The 24,426-nt window shown below is 58.5% G+C and carries 11 protein-coding genes; 9 read left to right on the top strand and 2 right to left on the bottom strand.

Annotated features, from left to right (window positions below):
* Positions 1-110: 110 nt before the first annotated feature.
* From FXN65_RS24030 to FXN65_RS24000, 7 genes are all read left to right on the top strand, one after another.
* Positions 111-929 carry an NYN domain-containing protein gene (locus FXN65_RS24030; protein ID WP_151137112.1) on the top strand — a complete coding sequence of 273 codons (819 nt, stop codon included), beginning with the start codon at positions 111-113 and terminating at the stop codon, positions 927-929.
* 461 nt (positions 930-1,390) lie between these two features.
* Positions 1,391-4,264, top strand: a complete 2,874-nt coding sequence (locus FXN65_RS24025; RefSeq protein ID WP_151137110.1) for a DEAD/DEAH box helicase — start codon at positions 1,391-1,393, stop codon at positions 4,262-4,264.
* Between the two features lie 13 nt (positions 4,265-4,277).
* Positions 4,278-9,203: an Eco57I restriction-modification methylase domain-containing protein gene (locus tag FXN65_RS24020; protein WP_151137107.1), complete on the top strand. Its 4,926-nt coding sequence runs from the start codon at positions 4,278-4,280 to the stop codon at positions 9,201-9,203.
* A 16-nt stretch (positions 9,204-9,219) separates the two neighbouring features.
* Complete coding sequence (locus FXN65_RS24015; protein WP_151137105.1) at positions 9,220-9,894, top strand: hypothetical protein; 675 nt, start codon at positions 9,220-9,222, stop codon at positions 9,892-9,894.
* Positions 9,895-9,993: 99 nt separating this feature from the next.
* Entirely contained in the window at positions 9,994-11,658 is a 1,665-nt protein-coding gene (locus FXN65_RS24010) for a DUF262 domain-containing protein (protein WP_151137103.1), read from the top strand.
* A gap of 2 nt (positions 11,659-11,660) precedes the next feature.
* On the top strand, positions 11,661-17,999 hold the full coding sequence (locus tag FXN65_RS24005; protein WP_151137101.1) for a DEAD/DEAH box helicase: 6,339 nt from the start codon (positions 11,661-11,663) through the stop codon (positions 17,997-17,999).
* Positions 17,996-20,089, top strand: a complete 2,094-nt coding sequence (locus FXN65_RS24000; RefSeq protein ID WP_151137099.1) for a UvrD-helicase domain-containing protein — start codon at positions 17,996-17,998, stop codon at positions 20,087-20,089. Before FXN65_RS24005 ends, FXN65_RS24000 begins: the two co-directional genes overlap by 4 nt.
* A gap of 111 nt (positions 20,090-20,200) precedes the next feature.
* On the opposite strand, the gene FXN65_RS23995 is transcribed toward FXN65_RS24000, so the two are convergent.
* Positions 20,201-20,806 (bottom strand): antitoxin Xre/MbcA/ParS toxin-binding domain-containing protein, encoded by a 606-nt coding sequence (locus FXN65_RS23995; protein ID WP_178119389.1) that lies wholly within the window; start codon positions 20,804-20,806, stop codon positions 20,201-20,203.
* 41 nt (positions 20,807-20,847) lie between these two features.
* Entirely contained in the window at positions 20,848-21,336 is a 489-nt protein-coding gene (locus tag FXN65_RS23990; protein WP_151137085.1) for a hypothetical protein, read from the bottom strand.
* Between the two features lie 438 nt (positions 21,337-21,774).
* On the opposite strand from FXN65_RS23990, the gene FXN65_RS23985 reads away from it, so the two are divergent.
* Positions 21,775-22,080 (top strand): plasmid mobilization protein, encoded by a 306-nt coding sequence (locus tag FXN65_RS23985; RefSeq protein WP_151137083.1) that lies wholly within the window; start codon positions 21,775-21,777, stop codon positions 22,078-22,080.
* Positions 22,013-24,424, top strand: coding sequence for a relaxase/mobilization nuclease domain-containing protein (locus tag FXN65_RS23980; RefSeq protein ID WP_151137081.1), 2,412 nt, complete (start codon positions 22,013-22,015; stop codon positions 24,422-24,424). Before FXN65_RS23985 ends, FXN65_RS23980 begins: the two co-directional genes overlap by 68 nt.
* Positions 24,425-24,426 lie beyond the last annotated feature (2 nt).

The raw sequence follows: 24,426 nt of genomic DNA, 5'->3' as shown, positions 1-24,426 counted from the left end.
CCGTTTCTTCGCTGCTCCTAACCGGCGTTTCCAAATCTCGACATGATCTAAATCCACAAGTCAGTGCACTCGGCCCCTGCTTTGGCCGTGAAGTGTTCAAGGATGCAAGGATGAGCCAGCACCAATCCATTAGCGACACTCGCGTTGCCGTGTTGGTCGACTGCGATAATGTTTCCCCTGAGATTCTCGAACATGCACTACGAGTAGTAGCGCAGTTTGGTCGCGTTGTTCTCCGTCGCGGCTACGGCAACCCCGCAACGCTGGGAAGTCGCTGGCAGGACGCACTCGTGCGTCAGGCGTTTACACCTTGCCTGCAGTACCAATACGCCGCCGGTAAGAACACCGCCGATATCGCGCTAGCGCTTGATGCATTGGAGGCGCTATTCGATCGGCGGGCGGACACCTTCTGCCTTGTCACGAGCGACTCCGACTTTGCCTACCTTTGTCGGAAGCTACGCGAGCGTGGCGCAACGGTCTGTATTGTTGGTGAGCCCAAGACGCCTGATGCTTTGCGCAACGCCAGCGATCAGTTTTTCGAGTGGATTCGCCCAGAGGCGGCGGACTCCGCCACTGTTGCAGCGGGAAGAACTGTCACCAGGTCAGAGGCCTGCGTGAAGCCCGAACCGGTAAGACAGGACCCGCCGAAGTCACCAGTGAAGCGCAGACCTCGTTTCGTAGTCGAGGCAGTATCGTTACTTGCCAGCGACACCAGTGAAGGAAAGGTGGCACTGGGGGCATTGGGGCAATACCTCAAGCGCACGGACCCTGCGTTTTCACCCAAGACGTACGGCCACTCCGGCTTGCTCGACATGATCAAAACCTACGACCTGCTCGTGTCGATACAGGAGCCGGGAGGGCATTGGTCAGTTGCATTGGCTCCGAGGGAGGAGCAGGTCGGTGAGTCCGCGTCCGACATGGTGATGGGGTGAGTTAGCCTGTACTGAAAGTTTACATACGAGCAGCCGCGCTCAGCTCACCGCGGCCCCTATCGCCTGCCCCGCTCTATAGACCTGCGCCGTAAGTTGACCTGTATGGACGCCCAATATTGGCGTGTCCAATCGGGCGACATATCTTGCCGTTGTGCTTGAAAGGAGTCGGGTAGGAAAGGGGGGCTAGGCCAAGGAAGGCCGGAGTGCAGCTCGCTCCGATCTGGTGAGTAGCTGAAAGTGTCTGCTGGAAAAGGAAAATTTCGCGATACCCTGCTTTACCGAGCGGGAGCGCGTAGCTAACGTGACGACCTCCGCAGTGGGCCACTAAAAGGCTATCAAGGATGAGCAATGAGCAGGCAGCGCTTTCTCTTTCTCCACCAATTTTGGTTTGTCGGCCAGGCATGACCTGGCGGCAGCCTTAGCCATAGTCGTCGATTAACGAAATCAGACAAGGGTGCAGCATGCAATTGACCCAAGCCCCAGCCCCCGGCGCCCGTGCGCTGATCCGCGATGAAGAGTGGATCATCCAGAACGCCGACCAGTGCAACCTCGGCGGCTGGCAGCTCTCCTGTATCGGTGTGTCGGAAACTGTGCGCAACCGTCATGCGCTGTTCCTTACCGAGCTGGAAGACATCACTCTGATCGACCCGGCCAAGACCGAGCTGATCTACGACGATTCGCCCACCTTTACTGCCTCTCGCCTGTTTATCGAAGCGCGGCTGCGCCAGTCGGCATTGCAAAACGGTGCCGCGGTGATCGGCCAGCATGCGGTGATGGATGCGCTGCCATTTCAGCTGCAACCGGCACAGCGGGTGTTGGAGCAACTGCGCCCGCGCCTGTTGATTGCCGATACCGTTGGTTTGGGTAAAACCCTCGAAGCCGGCATCCTCACAGCCGAGCTGATGCGCCGCGGCAAGGCCCGACGCATTTTGGTGGTTACCACCAAGAGCATGATGCGCCAGTTCCAGCAGGAGTTCTGGAATCGCTTTACCATCCCGCTTACCCGCCTGGATTCGGCTGGCATTCAGCGCATCCGCCGCGACATTCCAGCCAATCACAACCCGTTCAACTACTACGACCGGACCATCATCTCGGTCGATACCCTCAAGCGTGACAGCGAGTACCGCCACTACCTGGAAAAGGCCTGGTGGGATCTGATCATCATCGACGAGGCCCACAACGTCTCCTACAAGGGCAACCGCACCCAGAGCAACCGACTGGCCGAATTGCTCTCGCAGCGCTCCGATGCCCTGATCTTGCTCACCGCTACTCCGCACAACGGCAAGAAGGACAGCTTTGCCAGCTTGATGCGCATGCTTGATCCCACGGTGCTGCCGTCTGGTGCGGACTACACACGTGATGACGTCGAGCACCTGTTCATCCGCCGTTTCAAGAAAGACGTGCGCGAACAGATGATGCAGGACTTCCCCGAGCGCGAAGTCTTCCGTCTGGCCGCCGAAGGCAGCCCGGCGGAGAACCTGGCCTTCGATGCCCTGGCCGAACTCAAGCTGAATAGTGAAGGCTCGGGCGCTCGCGACGGTGCCATGCTGTTCCGCACCGTACTGGAAAAGGCCCTGTTCTCCTCGCCGGCGGCATGCCTGCAGACACTCAGGGAGCGTATCCGCAAACTAGAGAATAAAGACCCGCAGCATCCAGACCTCGAAGGGCTGCGCGACCTGCAAGGGCTGGTGCAGGCCATCGGTCCGCAGCAGTTCAGCAAGTTCCAGCACCTGATCGAGCAATTGCGCAGCGGCCAGCACTGGCGCTGGGATAGCCGCGAACCCAGTGACCGCCTGGTGATCTTTACCGAGCGGGTAGAGACCCTCAAGTTCCTTCAACAGGAACTGCCCAAGGCCCTGGGGTTGAAGAACGAAACGGTCGCAATCCTGCATGGCCAGTTGCCGGATCAGGAGATCCAGCAGACCGTCGAGGACTTCGGCAAGACCCACTCTCCGCTGCGCCTGCTGATAGCCTCGGATGTCGCCTCCGAAGGTCTCAACCTGCACTATCAGGCGCACCGCCTGATTCACTTCGATATCTCCTGGTCGCTGATGGTGTTCCAACAGCGCAATGGCCGCGTCGACCGCTATGGCCAGACCCGTGCGCCCAAGATCGCCTACCTGCTCACCAAACCACGCCACGAGCGCATTCGTGGTGACCTGCGTTACTTGGAAATTCTCATCGACAAGGACGAACAGGCCGCCAAGAACATCGGCGACCCCTCGGCCTTCATGGGGCTGTACGACGAGGAACTGGAAGAACTCGAAGTGGCCAAGGCCATCGAGGGCAATGCCACCCTGGAAGCCTTCGAGGCGCTGCTGGCAGGCGATGATATTGATCCTTTCGAGGCGCTGTGGGCCAGTGCCACTCAGGCGGAAAGTGCCGCCGCGCAGAGTGTGCAGACTGCCAGCGCGCCGACGCAGGAACTCACCAGTCTGTTCGGCAACAGCTACCAGTATCTGCGTGATGCCCTGCGGCTGTTGGCCGAGCAATCACCGCGTGACTATCCGCCGGTCAAATACGACGACGCGCGCAAGACCCTGAGCTTCCAGCCCAGTCGTGATCTGGCGCAGCTGCTCAAGCGCGACCTGGCCAGCGAGATGTGGCCGGAGGACAACACCTTCGCCCTGAGTGCCGACAAAACCGTTGTCGAGGGCGCCATTCGCCAGGCCCGCGACACCAATGCTTGGCCGCAACTGCATTACCTCTGGGCGCTGCACCCCATTGCCCAGTGGCTCGACTACAAGCTGATGGCCCTGTTCGGTCGTCAGCGCGCACCGCTTCTGCGTGTGGCTCAGGGGCTGAATGTCGGCGAGGCCATCGTGCTGGTGCTGGCCCAGGTGCCCAACCGCCGTGGCCAGGCTGTGCTGGCTGAGTGGATGGGCGTTCAGCTCAATGCCTCCGGGCAAGTTCAGGGTGTGCTCAGCCTGGAGGATGCGCTGCAGCGCACCGGCCTGGCCGGCAACCTCGGCAGCGGCGCCAATATCCGCGCCAACGATGGCAACGCACCGGAAGCCCGCGCTCTGCAAGCGGCGCTGCCAGGCGTGATTCAGGCCGCCCAGCAGCACCTTAAGCCGATCAAGCAGGCCTTCGACGTTGATTGCAGATCACGGCTGGACCGCGAGCTTAGCAAGCTGAAAGCCCTGCAGGACAAACACACCGCCCAACTGGAGCTGGATTTCGCCAAGGGCATCGAACAGGTCAATGCGGCCAAGCGCAAACAAAAGGAAAGCGACACCGCCGAGCTGTTCAACAACTACCAGCAATGGATACGCGACACCCTGCAACTGGACGATCGCGCCCAGTTCACCGTCGTCGCCGCCCTGATGGCGTAAGGAAGGAATACCCATGAGTTTTGCCATTGCCGGCCTGACCAACGCCAACGAGTTTTACAGCCAGCACTACCTGGACGAGATCCTCGAAAAAGACCTCAAGCCCCTGTTCGACCAGTGGAAAGAGCAGGGTGCTGATAGCCCTGTTTCTCGTCTGCGTACCGCCTCTGGTGCCAATGGCTACTTCCGCGCCCGCCAGCGCTTCCTCAGCGAGCGCAAAGCCAGCGACCGTGCCAGCCTGTTTATCGATATGGTGCAGCCGTTGCTGCAAGCCATCGGCTACCAACTGGCCCCGGAAAACCTCGCCTTGGCCGATGGCGAACTGCCGGTGCTGGCCACCTACCGTGACGCCAAGCACCAGCCGCTACTGGTGATCGCCGCGGCCATCGCCGGGATGGATGACGAGGATCTAGGCCCGCTGCAGCTCAAACCGCAGACGCCCGACAGCCAGAGCAAAAGCCGCCAGGCCGACAGCGATTGGGAAGAAACCCTCAGCCGCCGCCTGTTCGCCGACGACCACCCGCCGCGTTGGGTGCTGCTAGTGCACCATGAAGAGTGGTTGCTGATCGAACGCAGCAAGTGGGGGCGCAAGGCGCTGCTCAGCTTCAAACTGCCCGACCTGTTCGGCCCGCGCGACGACAAGCTGTTGCGCGCCCTGGCGGCACTGGCCGGCAGCCAGTCGGTATTGCCTGCCGAAGGTGGCGTTGCCCTGCTCGACAGCCTGGACGATAACTCCCATAAGCATGCCTTCGAGGTTTCCACCGACCTCAAGTACGCCCTGCGCGAATGCATCGAGCTGATCGCCAACGAGGCCATCTGGTACAAGCGCACCGTGGCCAAGGAGAAGGTCTACGAGCGCAACGACACCGATCTGGCAGAGCAGCTCAGCCGCGAAAGCCTGCGCTACATGTACCGCCTGCTGTTCCTCTTCTACATCGAGGCGCGTCCTGAGTTGGGCTATGCCCCCATCGACGCCGAGGCCTATCTCAAGGGCTATAGCGTCGAGCACCTGCGCGAGCTGGAGCAAACCCCGCTGACCACCAGCGAGGCGCAGGAAGGCACCTACTTCCATGAAAGCCTCAAGCAGCTGTTCGGCCTGATTTGGCAAGGCTTCCCGCGCCGCGACAATAGCAGCGGACAGATGGACTTCACCGCGGGGCACAACCTCTTGCTTGACGCCGGTTTTACCATCGCCCCGCTACAAGGCCATCTGTTCGACCCCGATCGCACTCCGCTGCTGGGCAGCGTCAAGCTGCGTAACCGTGTGTTGCAGCAGGTGATCGAGCTGATGTCGCTGTCCCGTGGTGGTGGCAAGCGCCGCCGTGGGCGTATCAGCTACGGCACCCTGGGTATCAACCAGCTTGGCGCGGTGTATGAGTCGCTGCTGTCTTTCCGTGGCTTCTTTGCCGAGGAAGATCTGTACGAAGTGCGCCCCGACCCCAAAGGCAAAAAGGTCAGCACAGGTGAGGAGGGTGAAGACGGTGATGCCGAGGCAGAGGACGCCGAACTCGACACTGTCAGCGACCAGGACAAGAAAAAGGACGCCGAACTCGACCCGCTGGAGGCCGCCTACTTCGTCCCGTCCAGCGCCATCGGCCAGTACACCGATGCCGAGCGCCTGTTTGGTGGCAATCCGCGCAAATACCCCAAGGGCACCTTTATCTATCGTTTGGCCGGTCGCGCTCGGGAAAAGTCCGCCTCCTACTACACCCCGGAGGTGCTAACCCAGTGCCTGGTGGAGCACGCGCTGAAGGAAATCCTCCCCGGCAAAACGGCGGACGAGATTCTTCAGCTCACCATCTGCGAACCCGCCATGGGCAGCGCGGCGTTCTTGAACGAAGCGGTAAACCAACTGGCCGAAGCCTACCTGCAGGCCAAGCAGAAGGAGCTGGGCCAGAGCATCCCCCACGAGCAGTACACCGAAGAAAAGCAGCGGGTGAAGATGTACATCGCTGACAGCAATGTCTTCGGTGTGGACTTGAACCCTATCGCCGTGGAGCTGGCCGAGGTCTCGCTCTGGCTGAACGCTATCTTCAAGGGCAGCCATGTGCCCTGGTTTGGCCTGCAGTTGTACAACGGCAACTCCTTGGTCGGCGCCCGCCGCGAGGTGTTCAGCACCGCCCAGCTCACCCCTGGCAGAGGCGAAAACGGCCTGCCCGAACGTGATTGGCGCGCCGCTGCACCGCAGGCTTTGCTGCTTACGAAAGCGCTGAAGGGCACCGATATCTTCCACTTCCTGTTGCCCGCCGAAGGCATGGGTATGGTCAGCGACAAAGTGGTCAGGGCGCTGGAGCCCGCTGCCTTCGAGCAGTTCAGGCAATGGCGAAGGTCCTTTACCGCGCCACTGACCAAGGATGAAGTCCGTCGCGTCCAGGCCTTGAGCCAAGCTGCAGAAAAGCTCTGGCAACAACATGCCGAGGAGCTCTCAAGGGTGCGCAAGGCCACTTGCGATGAGCTGCACGTTTGGCCCGACACGGCCGCTAACCGTGCCCCCACCAGCACCGCACAGAAGGACGAAATCTACAAGCGCGAAATGCTCAGCGAGGCGCAGAAAAACGCCAGCCCCTACCGCCGCTTGAAGCTGGTAATGGATGCCTGGTGTGCCCTGTGGTTCTGGCCGCTGGACAAGGCTGGCGAGCTGCCCAGTCGCGAGCACTGGTGGTTTGTGCTGGAAACCGTACTGCTCGGGAATGCCAGTCTGGCCAACGAGCCGGTTGATGACCTGTTCCCGGAAACCCAGCCGCAACAGGGGCTGGACTTTACCCCCGAGCGCGATCGCTATGGCCATGTGGATATCGCCGCGCTGGTCGAGGCTTTGCCACAACTGCAGGTGGCGCAGCAGGTCGTGGGTCAGCAGCATTTTATGCACTGGGCGCTGGAGTTTGCCGATGTGTTCAAGGCGCGCGGCGGCTTCGATGTGATTCTCGGTAACCCGCCGTGGATCAAGGTGGAATGGAACGAGCAATCGCTGCTATCAGACTTCGATCCGCGCTTTGCCATCCGCAAGCTCAGCGCCACGCAGACGGCGGATCAGCGTGACGCAGTATTTGCCGCGCTGCCGCAGGCGCGGTCGGATTATCTAAGTGAGTGCGTGGCCACTGAGGGCATGGGGGCATTCTTGAATGCTATTCAGAACTTTCCTCTACTCAAGGGGCAGCAGAGCAACCTATACAAATGCTTCCTGCCGCTGGTATGGCAGGTGGGTAGTGGCGTGCAAGCGCTTCTTCACCCTGAGGGGGTTTATGACGATCCAAAGGGAGGTGAGTTGCGCGCTGCGCTCTATCCTCGATTGAGGGCTCATTATCAATTCCAGAACCAGAAAATGTTATTTGCAGAGGTTGCTCATCGAGCCAAGTACAGTATCAATATTTATGCTGCGAGCTTGGTCGCGCCTGATTTCAAGTCTCTGGCAAATCTGTTTCACCCGTGTACTGTCGCTGCTTGCTTGGAAAGTCTTGGCGGCGGTGTTACACCGGCCATCAAAAGCGATACGGGTAGCTGGGACATCAGTGGACACCGCAATCGCATTATCAATGTTGATACGCCTCTTCTCACTATTTTCGCTCGGCTTTACGACGGACCCGAAACGCCTGCGAATCAGGCTCGTTTGCCCGCGATACATAGTTGTGAGCTTGTATCCGTTTTAGACAAGTTTGTACGTGTACGGCATCGCCTCGCTGATTTGCAGGGCGATTACTACTCCACGGTTTGTTTCGACGAAACCTATGCGCAACGAGACGGAATCATCCGCCGCCGTAGTATTAGTGAGCAGGGATTTTCCGATGATCCAGCTGAGTTTGTGCTTTCCGGCCCACATTTCTTTGTCGGCAACTCGCTGAGTAAAACCCCGCGTGCGATCTGTACCGAAAAAGGCCACTACGACTCCCTCGACCTCGAAGCCCTGCCCGATGACTACCTGCCACGCAGTAACTACTTGCCTGCCTGCGGTGCCGCCGAATATGCCCTCCACGTTCCAAGAGTGAGCTGGGTGGAGGAGCGTGAGCGCGAAGCTAGGCCGGTAACGGACTATTACCGAGTTGCCGCTAGAGCGATGATTAGCATTGGTGCTGAAAAAGGGCTTGTGTCGTCCCTAGTTCCGCGAGGTGTTGCGCACACTAACGGAGTGCGCTCGTACGTTCTAAAGTCTACTCAAAATGTACTAACACTAGCAGGCCTAACTTTCTCGTTGGTTTTCGACTTCATGATGAAAATTTCGGGAAGAACGAACCTTCATCAAAGCCTTGATGACTACGCCTATCCCGAACAGTTGAAGCAGAATCATTCCTTCAGCATTAGGGTGCTCGGATTAAGCGCACTAACCAACCACTACGCTGACCTATGGAGCGATTGCTGGCAATCCTTCTTCCAACAAGACTGCTGGGCCAGCACCGATCTACGCCTTCCGCATCACTTCTTCGCTCAACTCACCGCCGAATGGCAGCGCAACTGCGCCCTTCGCAGCGACTACGCCCGCCGCCAGGCACTAGTGGAAATCGATGTACTCGCCGCCCAGGCCCTCGGCCTAACGTTGGACGAGCTGCTGACCATCTACCGCGTGCAGTTCCCGGTTATGCGCCAGTACGAGCGCGACACCTGGTACGACGCCAATGGCCGTATCGTCTTCACCGTTAGCAAGGGCCTGGTCGGCGTCGGCTTGCCGCGCAAACCTGGCAAAAAGGACGAACCCTGCACGTTGGTCCACCCCGACGGCCGCCGCGAAAGCAAACGCCTTGGCTGGGACGACGTGATGCCTAAAGACGGCAAGCCCCAGCTCGCCGACGCCACAGTCATCGAACGCCCCATTCTCGACGACACCCAACCCGGCGGCCCGATCAACCGAATCATCCGCTACACCGCCCCCTTTACCCTCGCCGACCGCGAAACTGACTACCGAGTGGCCTGGGCGCATTTTGCGGCTAGCTCAAATATGAAAAATTGCTAAAACAAGGACGTTGATCATGAACACCATGCATGTCAGCCCATTGCTGACTGTTTCCCCAGAGGGGCCAAGATCTTCAAAAACTGGCGATCAGATCCATCTTCGCCAAGGAGAATTGGACGGCGCTTGTGGCCCCTATTGCATTATTTCCGCACTAATAGCGCTTGGGCTGATGAGGCGGAGTAACGTGCTGGAAAATATGGCTACGTGGAAGGGTAGTACTCGCGAAGGCCGCTTTCGCGATGCTCTATATGCTTTTGGTGTATGGAGCAATGAGGGTACGAATGGCAATGACCTGTTGTGGTTGACAGACTTTTACAAGAGGAAGGGCTTAGAGGCCTTCCATGTTGTTGGCACTAAGAGTGAAGTTTTTGAAACGGTCTGTGATTCTTTCGAGATAGAAGAGATTCCTCTTGTTGGTGTTGAGTGGAAAGGTGGTGGTGGACACTGGATGCTAGTAGTGGGCTATCAGGGAGTAGTGAAGGACGGCCATACCCAACTGACTCACTTGCTGTGCCTCGACCCGGGGCAAGAGTCCCCTAGGGCCAGTTTGTGGAATGCGGTGATTGAGGTGTTCGATGGCAGCGGAGGCTCGGTAAATCAGGGCCGATTTTCTTCAAATTTTTGGGATATGCGTGGTGATTTGATCAAGTGTCAAATCAAAGACACAGTGTCCCTTTCGTTGCCAGATTGAATTCACAAAGATGCGATTTTTAGCTTCCCGGGGTTCGCGCTGCACGAGTATCGCCTAGCGTTAAAAACGGGTGTCTGTTAGGGATAGAAGTACAACACCATGTCATATGAACGAATTTCTGTGCGCGAGGCACTCGACAAGCTGAATGCGCCAAACAATGGGTGGTTCTTGCCTCAGGTACAGCGTCAGTATGTATGGGGCGCGAGACACGAATCGGAGGAGTATGTTTGCCTACTGCTGGATTCTCTGTTGAAGCGCTACCCCATTGGAGCCATCGTGCTTTGGGAAACGAACCAGCCAGTGCCCTATCGTGAGTTTATTGGCGACTACATGCCAAATCACTATGCCCACCAGGTTCCAGAAGGGCGCTGGGGTATGCCGAAATCTCTCGTTTACGATGGCCAACAGCGGCTGCAGACGCTCTATTCAGTACTCCGCCATCGCTTCAATGGTCGAATTCTGCATTTTGATCTTCTGTTCGATGCCAAGAAGGCAGAGCCTGACGAGACGGGCTTCTTATTCCGGGATTCAGGTATTTCGCCACATCCTCGTTACCTGGATATGAACTGGCTATGCTGCCGACCCGATTCTATTGAGGAGAGGGTTATGGCGGAGCAAGACGCGTTGCTTGTGGCTGGCAGTGACACGGCAACGCAGCTGCTCGTGCGTAAGAATATCAACGATTTGTGGAGTGTTTTTGTCGAGGCCGGTCATAAATCAATTGCTTACTTTCCTGTAAAAGCCGCTACACCTGATCAGGTAAATGAGGTATTTCGACGCCTCAATACAGGTGGTATTTCGCTGACACAACTTGAACTATTGCTGGGTAAGATCAAGGCGGTGTATTCAGACTATGAGGAGCGGCTCTGGGCATTGTCTGCAAGGATTAAGGCCAAGAGCGGTATTAGCTTCTCGTACAAGGAGGTTTTGCAGTTCTTTCATCTTATGATCAAGAAGACCATTCGTATTGATGAGCAACGCCTCAGTAAGGCTGAGATTGCTGAATTCGACGCTGCTATTGATACCTATGGTGACGCGCTGGTTGCTGTATTTGCTGACTATCTGCGCGGGCTTTTCCAAATTAATCATGCCAGCATCGTTCCACGGCGGGCTGCTGTCCTGCCCATGGCGGCCTATTTTGCAGCGCTCAAGGTGGCTGGTAATGAGTGGCGCGTTCGCGCATGGGACGAGTCTTCGGTTCGCCTGCTGCATCAATACTTCATTCTATCGCAGCTATGCGATTGGAATACTCAGACGATGGTTAACGCTTTTGCCCGCGAAGCCATTTCGGCCGGTAAGGGAAACTACGATTTTCCCCTGGAAGCTATCCGGAAAATTGCCATTCAGAAGAACCGTACGGGTGAGCTGCATGAGTACCAACTCCTGGGACAGCCCTGGTTTGTGGCCAAGGTGGTGTGGCCGAATCGCAGCTATGTGTTCCATGAAGATAAGCCGCAGATTGATCACATCTTCCCCTTGGCTGGAGGGGACGAGGAGTATCAGGACCTAATCGACGTCATCTGGAACTTCCAGCCTGTGCCCGCTGAGGTGAACAATTACAAGCGTAAGCGTCATCCGCGCGAGTTTTTCAACAGCGACGAAGGACGTAAGTATTGGGGCGCCTATGACTTCATTCCTCAACCAGATGATGAGCTTTGGGGCGACCCAGCAGCCTTTGTAGCGGACCGAAGACAAAAGATGCTGACGGAAGTTGATCGTCGCTATGACCTAGCCGTGACTCCACTTGCTGAGGGCGTTGAATAAGCATGCAGCCGCTAATCGTCGCTCAGCAGATCACCCAAGGCGTCGCAGACTTCCTGCGCACTGCATTTCCCTCCACCACGCCTGGATTTGAGGGCCTGCTGGAACGCTTCCTGACGGAGCACAGCAATGTTTTCAAGGGGCCGTATCTGACAGTACCGCTTCCGTTTCGTAAGCATCAGGGCGGTGGCGTGCCGGTTTATTCCTGGCTGCCGGCGGGCTTTGTGCCACATGCTCACCAGGCCAAGGCGTTTACTCGGCTCTCAGGTGAGTCTGCCCAGTCCACGCTGGTGGCCACTGGCACGGGCTCGGGCAAAACCGAGTGCTTTTTGTTTCCGATTCTGGAGCATTGCCGACAGGCGCGTGCGGAGGGGCGGCCCGGCATCAAGGCGATCATCCTGTACCCGATGAACGCACTGGCCGGTGACCAGGCCAACCGGGTAGCCAAGGAGATCGTCAAGACCGCCGCCCTGTCCGGGGTGCGGGCCGGCTTGTACGTTGGCGATGCGCCGGCTGTTGAGTCGCAAACGGTGACTCAGCTTGAAGATGGCAGCTATTCGGTCATCACTGGTCGTGATGCGTTGCGTGCCAATCCGCCGGACATCTTGCTGACCAACTACAAGATGCTGGATTTCCTGCTGATCCGTGCGGCAGATACACCGCTGTGGTCCCAGCAGCAACCGGATACTCTGCGCTATCTGGTGGTTGACGAGTTGCACACGTTCGACGGTGCTCAGGGCACCGACCTGGCCTGTCTGATTCGCCGTCTGAAGGGGCGCCTCAATGCGCCGCCGGGACAGTTGGTGTGTGTGGGCACCTCGGCAACCCTGGGTGACGATGGCGCCGATGACTTGCTGGCGTTCGCAGGCGACATCTTCGGTGAGGTCCTGGATGCCGCTGCGGTGATCGCTGAGGACCGCGAGTCGGTGGGGGACTACCTGGCCGAAGCGCTGGTGGAGTTTACTCAGTGTCCGCAGCCTGCTGATCTGGCTGTATTGGCGCCTGAGCAGTATGGTGACTTGCACGCTTACCTGGCCGCACAAGTACCTCTATGGTTTGGTCAACCGTGCTCCGCCGAACAGGCGTCCGACGTCGCCTGGCGCTGTTCATTGGGCGAGCGCTTGAAGTGCCATTTCGCCTTCCAGAATCTCTTGCGGGATCTGGAGCGGTTAGGGCCAAAGTCTGTCCTGCTTGAGGACTTGCTGTCCCTGCTGCATCGACGCCTTCCGGTCTGCGAGGACGAGCGTTTTGCCCTGCTGTGGTTGTCTAGTTTGCTGTCGCTGGTTGCCCATGCACGTAAGCCTGGACACCAAGATTTCTTCCTGCAGGTGAAGGTCGAGATCTGGCTACGTGAGTTGCGTCGCATGGTGGCCGTGCTGGATGTGGAGCCACAACTGCGTCACCACGATGACCTGCGCAAGGCGGATTTGACCCGCTTACATCTGCCGGTGATTCATTGCCGAGAGTGCCATGCTACAGGGTGGGGCGCGACGGTGCAGAGAACCAGCCCTAACCAGTTGGGGCACGATCTTCAGGGTTTTTACAGCGCGTTCTTTGCCGAGGATGTATCGACGCGTTTCGTATTCCCGGCCACGGAGGACGTGGACCTAAAGGTCTTTGAGCACAAACAGGTGTGCCCAGGTTGTGGCACTTTGCACCCGCCGTCGCAAACCGAATGTTCGCAGTGTGAGGATCAGCCCTTGGTGGCTGTACATGTTGCGAACAACCTGCGCGAGGCGACCCGCAATGGCGCGAAGTTCGTCAAGGCCCATCACGATTGCCCCTATTGCGCCGGGTACAAGACGCTGACGATTGTTGGTTCTCAGGCGGCCAGCCTGGCGGCGGTGATGGTGGGGCAATTGTTTGCCACCCGCTTCAATGCCGACAAGAAGCTGATTGCCTTCTCCGACTCCGTTCAGGATGCCGCACACCGGGCAGGGTTCCTGGCTGCGCGAACCTGGCGTTTGAATTTGCGCCCGGCTATGGCCCAAGTGATCGCGGATGCCTGCGCGCAAGGAAAAGCTCTGACTTTGGCCGAATTGCCCATGGCGTTCGACCAGTATTGGCGCGGCCAATTGGGTGACGGACAGTACGTTGCCAACTTCGTTCCGCCGCAGATGCAGTGGCTACGTGACTACGAAACGCTGATGTCGGAAGGGCAGCTGCCGCCGGGCAGCAATCTGCTGCAAGAGCTGGCCAAATTGCTGCCCTGGATCATCCAGGCGGAATTCGGCCAGGATGCCTACATCGGCCGAACTCTGGTGGCGACCGCAACGGCGAGCGTGGTGCCTTACAGTGGCGGGCTGAATGAGGCGGCACAATGGATGTTGCCGAGGTTGCGCGACACCCTGGAGCCGCTGGCTGCCACTTCATTTGATGAATTGATCATTTTCCTGCGCGGCTTGATCGAGGCCATGCAGCGTGTGGGTGCCTGGCGTGATGCTGAATTGGATTTTTATGCCCGGATGGGTAGCAGCCCCTGGGCGTACAAGAAGAATCCGAGTCAATTCAAGCTGCTGTCGGGGCCGCGGCCACCTCGTTTCGTTACCTTGACCGAATTTCAGCGTTGCGCGGCGGTTAATGGCAGTCACGCGGCCTTGTTCCGTTCCTGGGCCTTCCGTGCCTTGCCCGCGCTACGTGATCTGACATTGGGTGCCGATCAGCTGCTTCAGCCGTTCTATCGCCTGGCCCTCGAGGCTCTCGGGCATGTCGGATTGGCAAGGTATGAAGACGCTGAGGGTAAGACTGATGTCCGGGTTTGGGCCCTTGAGCCTGCCGGCTTCCATGTCTTGGTGGGCGGACGTGGCTGGCGCTGCAATTCCTGTCGTACCACCCTCATGTCCGGTCCGGATGAGAACCTGGCCGGCGAGCCCTGCCGACGCAAGGACTGTTGGGGGCAGCTGCAAGACGCGAAGGCCAACGGCGACTATTACCGAAAGTTGTACCTGCATGCGGATATTCGGCGGGTGGTGGCCCATGAACACACTGGCTTGCTACCCCGAGAAACCCGTGAGGCGGTGGAACGAAACTTCAAGTCGAAGGTAGAAAGGCCCGGCAGCATCAACGTGCTGTCTGCGACTCCGACGCTCGAGATGGGTATCGACATCGGCGACCTGTCGAGCGTGCTGCAATGCTCGGTACCTCCGCAGCAGGCCAACTATATCCAGCGTGCGGGGCGTGCAGGTCGAAGCACGGGTAATGCGTTGCTGATGAGCCTGGCCACCAGCAAGCCGCATGACCTGTACTTCTGGGAGGATCCCAAGTCCATGATCGCTGGCTCGGTCCAGGCGCCTGGGGTCTTTCTCAATGCCTCCGCGGTACTGGAGCGTCAGCTCACCGCCTTCACTCTGGATTGTTGGGTGCATCAGAGTGGGCGCAGTGCTCAGATTCCGCCGGAAATACGGGTTGTGTTTAGCGCAGTGGTCAACCAGAGCACAACGCGATTCCCTTACCCTTGGTTGAGCTATGTAGAGCAGAATCGTGAGCTTCTGCTTGAGCGCTTTTTGAAGCTGTTCAATCAAGGTGGATATACGCCGCTGAGTGAGGGCACCCAAGCCTGGCTTGAACGCTTTATCCAAGGTGACGGAGAGCAGGGCAGCCCCCTGGCTTACAAGATCGTCAATCGACTGCAGGGTATTGCTTCGGATGTCGAGAGCATCAAGCGCAAGCGAGATGCAACGGTCAAGGAAATCGAGAAGCTGCAGGCATTGCCTGTTCGCGGTGAGGAGCAGGAGGACGAGCTGACGAGGCTGGTTCAGGATCGCACAGCGCTCTCGCGCCTGATCGGTAGTATCGAAGGTAAGGCCACCCTGAATGTGCTGACCGATGAAGGGCTGCTGCCGAACTACGCCTTTCCTGAGCAGGGAGTCTTGCTGCGCTCGATCATCGTTCGTGATCCGAAACCGGGCACTTCATCACCAGATCCGGAAACCTTTGAGTACGAACGACCGGGCTCGACAGCAATCACCGAGTTGGCGCCAAACAACACCTTCTATGCCGAAGGGCGCCGGGTTGTGGTCAACCAGGTGGATGTATCGAAGGTCAAGCCTGAGCACTGGCGTTTCTGTCGGCAGTGCTCATACACCGAGCCACTGGCTTCGGGTGACCAGCATCCAAACTGTCCGCGCTGTGGAGACGGGTTATGGAAAGACAGTGGACGGGTGCACGAAATGCTGCGCTTGACCACTGTTTTTGCTCGTACGCTTGATCGAGACAGTCGTATTGCCGATGACTCGGACGAGCGCCAGCGTGGCTTCTATGTCCGCCAGGCATTGGTCGATAGCCCGCCTGATGCCGTGCGCCAGGCCTTCGCTATTGATGAGCAATCGTTCCCCTTCGGCTTCGAGTTCCTGGACCGAGTGACCTTCCGGGAAGTGAACTTTGGTGAGCAGTCGGAGCAGGGTGCTCCGATGGAGATTGGTGGTAAGGAGCTGAATCGCCCCGGCTTCAGTATCTGTACCGAATGCGGCACTTTGCAGCGGAAGCGGAAGCGGAAGGCCGAGGAGCTCTACCGCAACCATGCAACATGGTGTTCCAAGCGAAAGAATCCCGAGGCCAATACTCAGCAATGCGTGTTTCTCTATCGAGAATTTACCAGTGAGGGCATCAGGCTTTTCCTGCCGGAGGTCGGTTTCGCCGATACCAATGAGGCCTTGCTGAGCTTTGTAGCTGCATTGGAGTTGGGGCTGGCCAAACGCTTCCGAGGTGCGGTTGACCATCTACGTATTGCCTTGGATATGCGCATGGCCGCTGGGTCGGATACTCCGCGCTGCTACCTGGTCATCTATGACAGCGTGCCGGGTGGTACGGGCTATCTGAAGGAACTGATGCGTGCACCGGAGCCATTGCTGGAGGTTTTCGGCATTGCCCTGCAGGCGCTGAATAGCTGCACCTGCAATCAGAATGCTGAAACCGATGGCTGTTATCGCTGTGTCTACCGATACCACAACAGCCATGATCGGGAGTCGATTTCACGTAGCACTGCGCAGAAGTTGCTGGGAGAGGTGGTACAGCACAAAGGTGCGCTCAAGCCGGTAACCCATCTGGCTGATGTGCAGCCAGTCAACCATCTCATGGACAGCATGCTTGAGAAGCGCTTTGTCGAAGCGCTGCGCCGTGAGCATTCCGGTCTCAAGTTCAAGCTCAGCGAGCTGCTGTTCAAGGGCAAGGCGGGCTATCAGCTTCAGGCCGGTGCTCGTCGCTGGAAGATTGAACTGCAGGTGAGCCTAGGCCATGGCGATGGTGTTGTGGTCCCTTGCAAGCCGGACTTCGTATTTTGGCCGGACGATAGGGCGGATGATCTGCCGATTGCCGTCTTTGTGGATGGCTGGCAGTACCACAAAGAGATCATTTCGACTGATCTGGCCAAGCGAATGGCAGTCGCCAAGAGCGGCAAATTCTCGGTTTGGACACTGACGTGGGATGACATCGAGTGCGCCTTGCAGGGCAAGCCTTTGTCCGTTGCCGCACCTTGGCCCACCCTGGTGCCGGTCGCGGCAGCTCCGATGGTGCAGAAACTGTGCGATGCCCAAGGGGTATCTGCCCTGGGAGCATTGACGGCAATTTCGCCCTTCATGCAGCTCCATCAGCGCTTGGCGGGGGGGAGTCATGATGATCTGCGCAAGCTCTCAGTTGCGCTTTCGGTGGGTATGCTCATGCCGCCGGGTGAGCCCTCCGTGCTGGATAAGCTGAAGGGGGGGGCGTTCTGGAAACGCTTGGACGATCTAGGGTTGATTGTCGACCTCAACGGGCATCGTCAAGGTGCCCGTCAGTTGGGAGCCACTCTGGGTGTGATCGCTTCCATGCATCCAGACCAACTCAAACAGGTCATGACGGGGAATGGTTCAATTGAGTCTGAGCCTGTTGTAATCGGTGAGTGGCAGGACACGGGAGCGCCCGAGGAAGAGTTGAAGCAGCGCTGGCAGCAGCTATGGCAAGTAATGAATCTGTTGCTGCCTTTGCGCCATTTGTGGCTGGGAACTGCCGACATGCCAGGACTTCCTGCGCTGCAAGATGGCCCGGTGCTAAAGACCGGCTTGGGCGGCGTTTCCGAGGCTTGGCAGGAAGCAATGGAGATCGCCGCTCAAGAGGTGCAGGTGTGGTGTTTGGTGCTGGCTAAGGCAGGAGTTGCCGAGCCGGCCCCCGGCTATGAGCTTCTGGACGGCAAGGGCCGAGTTGTCGCTGAAGCGGAGATCGCCTGGCCATCAGTCCAGGTCGCCATCTTCCTGCCAGACACTCTGGAGGCAGCGACTGTGTTTGCATCTCAGGGCTGGCACTGTTTTGCAGCTGAATCGGGTGAGTTACCCCAGGAGCTGAGGAGTTTATTGATGGAGACACTGGCATGACGCTAGCGCTCAAGATTGCGATGTCCGATGACTTTCTCAAGTCGTTTGCTGCGGTTCCACGTTCACAGCAATTGGCTGTGCTGAATTTTGTGGCCAAGTTCCGCCAGAACCCGATGGCGACTGGCATTAACTACGAACGGATTCGTGACGCCGCGGATGCCAACATGCGCTCTGTGCGCATTAACGACAATATGCGCGGTATCGTGCTCAAGCCGGAGGTGGGTAACGTGTACTGCCTGCTTTGGGTTGATCAGCATGACGATGCGTACCACTGGGCTCGTCGCCATCGCGTTGCCATTCACCCAGATGTCGGAAGTATTCAGGTATATGCGGTGCAGGAGGAAGCGGCTTCCGCTGCTGTTGTCCAGCCTGAGGTGGCCGGTTCGGAAGGCTTGTTCGATGCCCTCAAGGATCGGGAAATTCGCCGCTTGGGCGTGCCGGATGAGCGTCTGGCTGCTGTGCGGGCGGTAACGAGCGAAGAAGAACTGGACGCGCTAGAGGCGATTCTGCCGGACGAGGCATTCGAAGCGCTCTATCTGTTCGCGGCGGGTGAGCCCTTCGACAAGATCATCAATGAGCAGTCTGCTCCCGCAACAGTCGATCAATCAGATTTCGGCGCGGCGCTGGAGCGTGACAGTACACGTCGTCACTTCGTGGTCTTGACCGATGACAGCGATCTCGAGGCGCTACTGGCGGCTCCGCTAGAGCGTTGGCGAGTATTCCTGCATCCCAGTCAGCGCAAGCTGGTCGAGCGTGACTGGAATGGTCCGGTTAAGGTCACTGGTGGGGCTGGCACTGGTAAGACTGTGGTCGCTATGCATCGTGCCGCAAGACTGGCTCGTCAGTATGCCCAGATGCCTGGGCGTCCAGTGTTGTTCACCACCTTCACGAAAACCCTTGCTGAGGACATTCGTCAGCATTTGGAACTGCTGTGTACGCCGCAAGAGTTGGAGAAGATCCAGGTCGTGAACCTGGACCAGTGGGCCTCCGGGCTGCTGCGCCGATTTGGCTATCCCCATGGTCTGCTTTACAGCGAAAGTGATCGCCGTCGCTTCTGGCAGGCAGCCATGGCGGCCATGCCGGCTTCAATCGATCTATCCGCGCAGTTCATGCGGGCCGAGTACGAACGCGTGGTCTTACCTCAAGGCTGTGAAACCTCTGAAGACTACATGAGGGCGAGCCGGGTAGGGCGTGGGGGGCAATTGGGGCGGGCTATACGTAAAGCACTGTGGCCCGTATTCGCTGAGTATCGTGCTCAGTTGCAGGCTGCGAATCTTCGTGAGCCTGAGGAGGCATTCCGAGAGGCTTGCCAGCTCCTGCGCACGGAGAAACCAGCGCTTGGAATTCGCGCGATGGTTGTTGATGAGGCCCAGGACATCAGTAGCGCTGCCTTTGAGCTGATTCGTGCGGCGGTAGCAGAGGCGGAAAATGACCTGTTTATCGTGGGGGATGCACACCAGCGGATCTATCGCCACAAAGTCGTTTTGAGTCGGGCGGGTGTCGAGGTGCGAGGGCGCAGCCGCAGCCTTAAGGTGAACTACCGGACGACTGATGAAATCCGACAATGGGCCTGCGCGCAGCTTGAAGGCTGTGCCGTTGATGACCTGGATGGCAATGCGGATTCGCTGCGTGGGTACCGTTCCCTGACCCACGGTGATGCGCCAGATATCATCGAATCCATGTCCCTGCAGGATGATGTTGCTCACGTACAGACCATCTTGAAGCAGCTTCAGGATGATGGAATGGAGCTTCGTCAGATCTGTATAACTGCTCGCACCAACGATGACGTAGATGGTATCGCGCGCGCGTTGCAGCAGTCCGGCGTGGCTTGTTTGAAGCTAGAGAACTCGACTGCGGATGATCCTGCGGTGCCGGGAGTGCGCCTAGCAACAATGCATCGCATCAAGGGGCTTGAGTTCAGCGTCGTGATCCTGGCGGCCTACAAGGGGGCTGCGAACTATGCGGATCAGTTCAGTCGTGATGAGGATGCTGGGGTCACTGAAGATACAGAGCTTTCCGAGCGGTGCTTGCTGCATGTTGCAGCCACTCGAGCGAAGAGGAACCTGTTCTTATTGATGCGCTCGACGTAAGAAAGGCTCTGCGTTTCCAGGGGGCTAATCGCCCCCTGATCTTATCTACGTCGAGTGAGGGTGATTTTCGCTGCCTTCCTTCAAGGGGCCTAAAGCCACTTCAGTTGAAATCTAGGGGACTACCCCATGTTCGATCTGTCCAATCAGGTTCATTACATCACGATGGCCGTTGTGCTCTTGTAGATGCTCTAGCGGGGCTTTCATGCCAAGGGCTCTTGCAGGGGATGTCAACCAGCGCGATGTTTCGCGAGCGTCGAAGGCGAACAGTCTAAGTGCGGCCTCCAGCACTGCTGCCATCGAATCCCCCTGACTGATCCATTCGCTCATTTCCTGCGACGGTATTCCAGTTTCGTCCTCATGGAGCAGGCAACGAGCACTGAGCCAGCCATTGCGCTCTCGGATGCGCCCTGGGGCTCCGCATAGTTCGCAGATGGATTCCGACAGCCGTTCCACCAGCTCTACCACGGGCGCGACATAGTCATCCCCTCCGTGGTAGTAGAAGCGCAGCCCGCCAAATTTCTCCTTCACCTGTGAGGCAATGACTTGCCCTGAGTCGCTGTTATCAGTGTGCTGCTGCATCAGTTCGCAGGCCGCATAGATCAGCGCGAACCAGCCGTTCTGGCACTCGAAGCCGAACAACTGAAGGCAGTTCTGCCCCTGTGAGGGCAAGAGCTTCGGGTAGCGGGAGCATAGGACGGCTTCCAGTTGTTCATTCATGGGCGTTCTCCACATTCAAGGTCTGCGTAATACGCCTGCCCTCAGAACCAGGAGTCCTCCAGGGCGAAACCATGGGGTTCGAGCACTTCGTTGATCGCACCGCAGGTACGCTCGCAACGACGCAACTCGCAATCGGTGAAGGACACTGCCAGGGCAAGCAGCCAGGTCAGCTCATGCGGGTGAATCTCGCGTGGATCGCAGTACCAGACCTGCACGATCGCGATGCTTGGGTCCTGGAAGTGGAAGCGGTCGACCAGTTGTAGCGTCCCCGGCCTGTCACGCCAGTCGCTGAGGCTGATGGCATAGGTTTTCTGCCAGCTGTCCGCCAGCATGCTGATTTCGCTCAGGGCGCTGGCACCGGCCAGAGGAAGACCTGAGGCATCGAGATCCCGCACGTAGAAATCCCGGATTCTGGGGTTCGAGATGCAGTCTCTGACCTCGGTCAGGGAGATGCTCCCGGTGGCCTCGCGCAGACTGGATTGCAGCCGCTCGGCGAGGCCGGGTTCGTTGATCATTTGTAGCTGCGCCATTGGCATCCCCTTTCCCAGATCGGTTTTCCTTCGACGAATTCGGCCGACCGTGATCCGAATACGGCATTCGGTGGCCGCGCTTGGCCATGCGAGGCCGAATGCGGAACGGCAGGGCCGAATTCGGACGTTAGGCGTCCAAATTTGGAAAGGAAAGGCCAGATTGGGAAACTCTCTCGACGAGAGTGGTGTTCATAAAGGCGATGAACCTGAGGGGAAATTACCGAATTTCCCGTGAAAACGACCAGGTTTCCCGGGTGGCGTTTTTCGACGGTTTGGCTGTGGGATACTTAATTCGAAGCCGCGCGATTGCGAGCAAAGGCGTTGTACGTCACTTCGTTCCTCCCAACGCGGCTCGCTTTTTCGGCGCTGCGCTTGAAAAAGGAAAGCATTCCCAATCCGTCAATGGCATTGACATAACAATAATAACAAGGTGCTCCCATGACCCAGAAAACCGCGAGGCTGAGCCTCCGAATCACTCCCGAAGACAAACGCTCCATCCGCCAGAAGGCCAAGGACCTGCGACTGAGCGTCGCCGATTGGCTGATCCGTGCTGCCCTGGACCGCGAGATTCTACCGCCGCGATCGGTGTGGGATCGCCAGTCGATCAACCAACTCTCGCGTATCGGCAACAACCTGAATCAACTGGCGTATTCGGCGAACATGGGACTGCTGGTGGATGACGCTGCACTTCGCGACATTGCGCTGGAGTTACGCGCGCTCCGAGGGCAGCTCGATGATCGTTAAGGTTCGCAAGCATCGCTCGAAGCGGCATTTGCGCGCCCTGGTTCGTTACCTGTTGTCGAGAAAGGACAAAGCCAAGGAGCGGGTGCTGCTGCACGAATCGCACAATGCGTTACCCCTGCTGCCTGGCGAGTTGCCGCGAGACTATGCCAAGCAGTGGGCGGAGGCGCTATGGCGCTTTACGGCACAGGCGCGTGGCAGCAAGAAGCCGCCGGAGGAGCATTTTGTCCACGCAGTAATGAGTTTCTTTCCCGGGAACGATCAGCACGCGGCCGATCAATTGACTGCAGAGCAAGCGCTGACCATCGCCAAGGAAGCGCTGACCGAGGTCGCCCCGGGTGAGCGTCAGGTGCTCTTCGTGGTGCATGGCGATACCGCGCATCTGCACGTGCATATTGCCTTTTCGGTCGTCGAGGAGAACGGCCGGATCTGGAATCCACACCAGGACTTCCGCTTGTGGGAGGCGGCAGCGGCTCGACTGGAAGCCAAGTACGGGCTCTATCGGGTGACCGTGGGACGACCTGGCACAGCGCCCGCTCTCAGCAACGCGCCAAGCAGCCGTGAGCTGAATCAGGTGGTTCGGACTGGCAAGCCGTCAGATCGCATGCTGTTGCAGGGTTTGGTGCAGGCGGCAATGGTAGGGCCACCGAGTTTTCCGGTGTTCTGGCAACGCTTGCTGGATGCCGGCGTCACGCCGATTCCGACCATCGCGAGCACGGGCCGCGTGTCTGGCATCGCGTTCCAGCTCGGCGAGCACTTGCCGATGAAGGGCAGCGATCTCGGCAAGGGGTTTTCCTGGCCGGCCTTGTCGAAGCAACTCCACTTTGCGGCTTCACAGCACTTGCACTTGGTGAAGCCCTTTGCACCGAAGCGCGAGGAGGCGGGGGGCGAGGTGCAGGTGGAGGTCGGTTCTGAAGAATGTTCACGGCCTGCATCTCCGTCGGTGTTACCGCGACTGCCCAAATTCGTGGCCAAGCCGGTGGGGGAGGGCCGTCTCGACTGGGTCTGGCGCAACAAGCCCCAGCGCATTGCCTTCGTGGAGTCGCCCAAGGTGTTCCTGGCGCGCTCGGGTCATCAACTGGTGCCCGAGGCGATCGCTGAGCGCGCCAAGGCGCGGGGGATTAAACGTATGGGGGTTTCCGGTTCGGAGACCTTTCGCCGGCGTATGTGGTTCGAATTGGCAATACGGGATATCGCCGTGGCCGGCTATGAACCGACGGTAGAGGATGAGTCCAGATTGCAAGGGTGGAGAAATGAGCAAGCTAGAACAGGCCGAACAGATTACTCAGCAGGTACTGCGCCGGCGAACGGAAGAAATGGCCTTGAAGCTGTCGGTGACCTTGGACGCGATGCGCCAGGCCAAGGTGACGACCAGCGAGGAGTTGGCGGAAGCGATGTTCCCGCTGCTGCAGGCGATGACAACGCTGGCGGTCGAGAATCAGGTGCTACTCGAGGAAATGCGCGCCCTGATGCGCGAGGAACTCCAGCAGTCTCGCCGCGAGAGGAGCGAGTTACGGACCCTGATGGGCGAGCTGAAAGCGATGCTCGCCGAGCCCCCGCCCTTGCGGAAGGCCTAGCACCGGCTCGGACCACGAGGCCGCAGGTGCGGCGAGTGAGCCGGTTGGGCGAGGCCGACTTGTTGCGCCAGGGGATGCAGCCGGTTGAGGGGCGAGAGGATTGGCGGGTGGTGAATGGCCTACTGGAGGAACTGGGTCGCCAACTCATCCCGTGGTCGATCGACTATGGCCACTCTGGCCAGGCGTCACTCGGACAGCTCACCCAGCAGGGCGAGGTGAACACCGCTTGGTCGCGGTTGCTGTTGTTGAATAGCCTGGGTTGCAACCTACACCTCCAGCTCGAAGCCCCCCAGAGTTGGCTGCGCATCGTGGGGATCAGTGCCGCGGATGAAGCCTGGTTGGCTGAACAGGGCATGCCTCCAGCCATTCGATTCACGCTGGGTGGTGTGCGCGAAGCGTTCGTGCCGGTCGATGTCGGCCGCGTAAACCAAATCGTGATGGAGCAACTGGTCTCCCGGTGCCAAGGGGCGCTTGAGGGGCGTGTTATGGCCCATATAGGCCAGGTTGCGATTCCTTTGGTGGGATTCGACTACTGGGAGGGGCGTCAATTGGTGCCTTGCACCCACATCCAGGTCGATGCTGAGTTGATCGAGATGCGGTGTTCGGCAGTGGTGCGTGCAATACGGGCCGAGCTGGCCAGAGAAGGGGGGCGGCCTCTAGAGCCGCATGCACCGTTGCATCCTCTTCTACCGGATCCAGATCCGGAGCTGAAGCCGAAGCCAGGAGGTCGACCCTCTCCTGGCAATGGGCTTCCAATGGCGCAGCCCTAACG

Source organism: Pseudomonas lalkuanensis (assembly GCF_008807375.1).
Taxonomy (GTDB): domain Bacteria; phylum Pseudomonadota; class Gammaproteobacteria; order Pseudomonadales; family Pseudomonadaceae; genus Metapseudomonas; species Metapseudomonas lalkuanensis.
The sequence above is the reverse complement of the archived record's forward strand: the minus strand, read 5'-3'. Positions and strand labels throughout refer to the sequence as shown.

Bases quoted from the DNA above. Each gene is read 5' to 3' on its own strand.
- FXN65_RS24030 (WP_151137112.1), top strand. From the start codon at position 111: ATGAGCCAGCACCAATCCATTAGCGACACTCGCGTTGCCGTGTTGGTC.
- FXN65_RS24025 (WP_151137110.1), top strand. From the start codon at position 1,391: ATGCAATTGACCCAAGCCCCAGCCCCCGGCGCCCGTGCGCTGATCCGC.
- FXN65_RS24020 (WP_151137107.1), top strand. From the start codon at position 4,278: ATGAGTTTTGCCATTGCCGGCCTGACCAACGCCAACGAGTTTTACAGC.
- FXN65_RS24015 (WP_151137105.1), top strand. From the start codon at position 9,220: ATGAACACCATGCATGTCAGCCCATTGCTGACTGTTTCCCCAGAGGGG.
- FXN65_RS24010 (WP_151137103.1), top strand. From the start codon at position 9,994: ATGTCATATGAACGAATTTCTGTGCGCGAGGCACTCGACAAGCTGAAT.
- FXN65_RS24005 (WP_151137101.1), top strand. From the start codon at position 11,661: ATGCAGCCGCTAATCGTCGCTCAGCAGATCACCCAAGGCGTCGCAGAC.
- FXN65_RS24000 (WP_151137099.1), top strand. From the start codon at position 17,996: ATGACGCTAGCGCTCAAGATTGCGATGTCCGATGACTTTCTCAAGTCG.
- FXN65_RS23995 (WP_178119389.1), bottom strand. From the start codon at position 20,806: ATGAATGAACAACTGGAAGCCGTCCTATGCTCCCGCTACCCGAAGCTC.
- FXN65_RS23990 (WP_151137085.1), bottom strand. From the start codon at position 21,336: ATGGCGCAGCTACAAATGATCAACGAACCCGGCCTCGCCGAGCGGCTG.
- FXN65_RS23985 (WP_151137083.1), top strand. From the start codon at position 21,775: ATGACCCAGAAAACCGCGAGGCTGAGCCTCCGAATCACTCCCGAAGAC.
- FXN65_RS23980 (WP_151137081.1), top strand. From the start codon at position 22,013: ATGACGCTGCACTTCGCGACATTGCGCTGGAGTTACGCGCGCTCCGAG.